We start from the raw sequence: 3742 nt of genomic DNA on the forward strand, positions 1-3742 counted from the left end.
TCCGCACCCTCGACACCGTCACCGACGCCGCCGTCACCGTCCTGCCCGACGCCTCCGGCAACCCCCGCCTCACCGGCTACCTCACCGGCCCCCACGCCGACCCGAGCCGGGTCCGCGCCGAACTCGCCCAACTGCTGCCCGCCTACATGATCCCCGCGACCTGGATCGTCCTGGACGCGATGCCGCTCACCCCCAACGGCAAACTCGACCGCAAGGCCCTCCCCCGCCCCGAGACCACCGAGCAGGACAGCACCCGCGGCCCCCGCACCGACCGCGAGCGCATCCTCTGCGACATCCTCGCCGAGGTGCTCGGCACCACCGCCGTCGGCATCGACGAGGACTTCTTCGCGCTCGGCGGCGACTCCATCCGCTCCATCCAGGTGGTCAGCCGCGCCCGCAAGGCCGGACTCACCCTCACCACCCGGGACATGTTCACCCACAAGACCGTCGCGGCGCTGGCCCGGATCGCCGGCAGCACCACCGCCGCCGCCACCGAGCCGGCGGCCGGTCCGGAGGAGGGCGGCACCGGACCGTACGAACTCACCCCGGTCATCGCCGAGTTGCACGAGGACACCCGCAGTCTCAGCGGCCCGGTGGCCGAGTACAGCCAGCACCTGCTGGTCCGGATCCCGGCCGGGCTGGACGCCGACCTGCTCGACACCGCCCTGCACGTGCTCGTCGACCACCACGACGCGCTGCGCACCCGGGCCACCGAGCCCTCCCCCGGCCTGTGGCACCTGGAGGCGCTCGCCCCCGGCGCGCTGAACGACGTCCGGATGGTCGCCACCGCCGAACCCGGCGAGGCGGACGCGCCGCGCTCCGCCGAGCAGCTGGCCGCCGCCGCGCGCGCCCGGCTCGACCCCGGCGCCGCCGTGCTGCTGCAGGCCGTGCTGGTCCCCGCCGCACCCGGCGCCGACCACGCCCACCTGCTGCTCTGCGCCCACCACCTGGTCGTCGACGGCGTCTCCTGGCGCATCCTGCTGCCCGACCTGGCCGCCGTCTGCACCGCGCTGGCCAACGGCCGCGCCCCGGCCCTGGACCCGGTCGGCACCTCCTACCGCGCCTGGTCCCGGCTGCTCGCCGAACAGGCCCGCACCCAGCACCGGGGCGCCGAACTGGCCCTCTGGCAGTCGGTGCTGGACGGCCCGGACCCGCTGGTCGGCACCCGCCGGCTCGACCCGGCCGTCGACGTGTACGGCACCCGGCGCACCCTGCGCCTGGAACTCGGCCCCGAGGTCACCGGACCGCTGCTCACCGACGTCCCGGCGGCCTTCCACGCCGAGGTCAACGACGTGCTGCTGACCGGCCTCGCGCTCGCCGTCGCCGACTGGCGCCGCCGCCACGGCCACGCCCACCACACCCCGGCCCTGGTCGAGCTGGAGGGCCACGGCCGCGAACAGCTCGCCGACAGCCTCGACCTGTCCCGTACCGTCGGCTGGTTCACCGCCGCCTTCCCGGTCCGGCTCGACCCCGGCCCGCTGGACTGGGACGAGCTGTGGTCCGGCGGCCCCGCACTGGCCGCCGTGCTCAAGCGGATCAAGGAACAGCTGCGCGCCCTGCCCGACAAGGGCGTCGGCTACGGCCTGCTGCGCTACCTCAACCCGCACGCCGCCCGCGTCCTCGCCGGCCGCCCCGAGCCGCAGATCGGCTTCAACTACATGGGCCGCTTCGACGCCCGCACCGACGGCCTCTGGGAGCCGGCCGGCGGCGACGGCGTGGTCGGCACCGGCGCCCACCCCGCCATGCCGCTGCCGCACCTGCTGGACGTCACCCCGGCCACCGAGGACCGCCGGGACGGCCCGCACCTGATCGCCAACTGGTCCTGGGCCGGCCTGGCCGTCGCCGAGGAGGACGCCCGGGACGTCGCCGGGACCTGGTTCCGCGCCCTCGAACTGCTCGCCCGGCACACCGGGGCGGGCGGCCACACCCCCTCCGACTTCCCGCTGGTCCGGCTGGACCAGTCGGAGGTCGACGAGTACGAGACCGAACTCGCCGAGGCCGGCACCGCGTTGGCCGACGTGCTGCCGCTCACCCCGCTCCAGCAGGGCATGCTCTTCCACGCCGACTACGACGCGGCCGCGAGCGACGTCGACGTGTACACCCTGCAGATCGTCGCCGACATCGAGGGCGAGCTCGACCCGGCCGCCCTGCGCGCCGCCGGACAGGCCCTGCTCGACCGGCACCCCAACCTGCGCGCCGCCTTCCGCGCCCGGGCCGCCGGGGAGCCGGTGCAGCTGATCCCCCGGCACGCCGAACTCCCGTGGTCCGAGGCCGACCTGACCGGCCTGCCGGAGCCCGCCCGGGCCGAGGAACTGGCCCGGATCACCGAGGCCGAGCGCACCCGCCGCTTCGACCTCGCCGCGCCGCCGCTGCTGCGCTTCGCCCTGGTCACCCACGGGGAGGGCCGGCACCGGTTCATCTGGACCAGCCACCACATCCTGGTCGACGGCTGGTCGATGCCGCTGCTGGTCCGCGAGCTGTTCGCGCTCGGGTCCGTGCGGCGCACCTGGCCGGGCGCCGCGCCGGGCACCGCCGGCACCCCGCTGGCCGACCCGGCGCCGTACCGCAGCTACCTCGCCTGGCTGGCCGCCCAGGACAGCGAGGCGGCGCGGGGCGCCTGGCGGGAGGCGCTGGCCGACCTGCCGGAGCCCACCCTGCTGGTCCCGGCGGACCCGGCCAGGCGCCCGGCGCTGCCGGAGGCCGTCCGCACCGAGGTCCCGCGCGAGCTGACCGCCGCCCTCGCCGACTGGGCCCGCGGCCGGGGCCTGACCCTCAACACCGTGGTCCAGGGCTGCTGGGCCCTGCTGCTCGGCCGGCTCACCGGCCGCCAGGACGTCGTCTTCGGCGCCGTCACCTCCGGCCGCCCCGCCGAGGTACCGGACGTCGAGGCCATGATCGGCATGTTCCTCACCACCGTGCCGGTCCGGGCCCGGCTGCACCCCGGCGCCACCCTCGCCGAACTGCTGCACGCCCTCCAGGAGCAGCAGTCCGCGCTGCTCCCGCACGAGCACCTCGGGCTCGCCGCGATCCACCAGGCCGCCGGCCTCTCCGGCGAGGCCTTCGACACCGTGGTGCTGTTCGAGAACTTCCCGCTGGACGAGCAGGCCCTCGCCGGCGGCGACGGGCCCCGGGTGGTCCGTGCCGAGGCCCGGGACGCCCGGCACCACCCGCTCAGCCTGGTCGTCCACCCCGGGGAGGCGCTCAGCCTGCGCCTGGACTACCACCCGGCGCTGTTCACCCCCGCCGAGGTCGAGCGCGTCGCCCGGATCCTGCTGCACCTGCTGCGCACCGTCGCCGAACGGCCCGGGCTGCCGCTCGCCCGGATCGACGTCACCGCGCCGACCGACCTCACCGGCGCCGGCACCCCCGGCGAGCTGGGCGGACTGCTCGGCAGCTGGGACCCGTCCGTCGCCGAGGAGAGCCTCGGCGTGGTCGAGCGGGTCCGTACGGTCGCCGAGCGCACCCCCGAGGCCGTCGCCGTCCGGGACGGCAGCGGAGCCCTGGACTACCGGGAGCTGATCGAGTCGGCCGGCGGCCTGTCCGCGTCCCTCACCGCGGCCGGGGTGGGCACCGGTTCGGTCGTGGCGATGCTCGCGGAACCCGGCGCGTCCTTCGTCGCCGGCGTGCTCGGCGTCCTCGGCGCCGGCGCCGCGTACCTGCCGTTGGACCCGGCGGCGCCCGCCGCCCGCAACGCCGCCCTGCTGGCCGACAGCGGGGCCTCCCACCTGCTGGCCGGCGCCGG

1 protein-coding gene is annotated in these 3742 nt (G+C 76.6%); it reads left to right on the top strand.

Translation table 11 applies throughout. The annotated features are described in order from the left end of the window. The coding region (locus ABT247_RS32485) for a condensation domain-containing protein (protein WP_350750004.1) at positions 1 to 3742 on the top strand (3742 nt) is incomplete at both ends.

It is taken from the genome of Kitasatospora sp. NPDC001539 (assembly GCF_040298565.1).
Taxonomy (GTDB): Bacteria; Actinomycetota; Actinomycetes; order Streptomycetales; family Streptomycetaceae; genus Kitasatospora.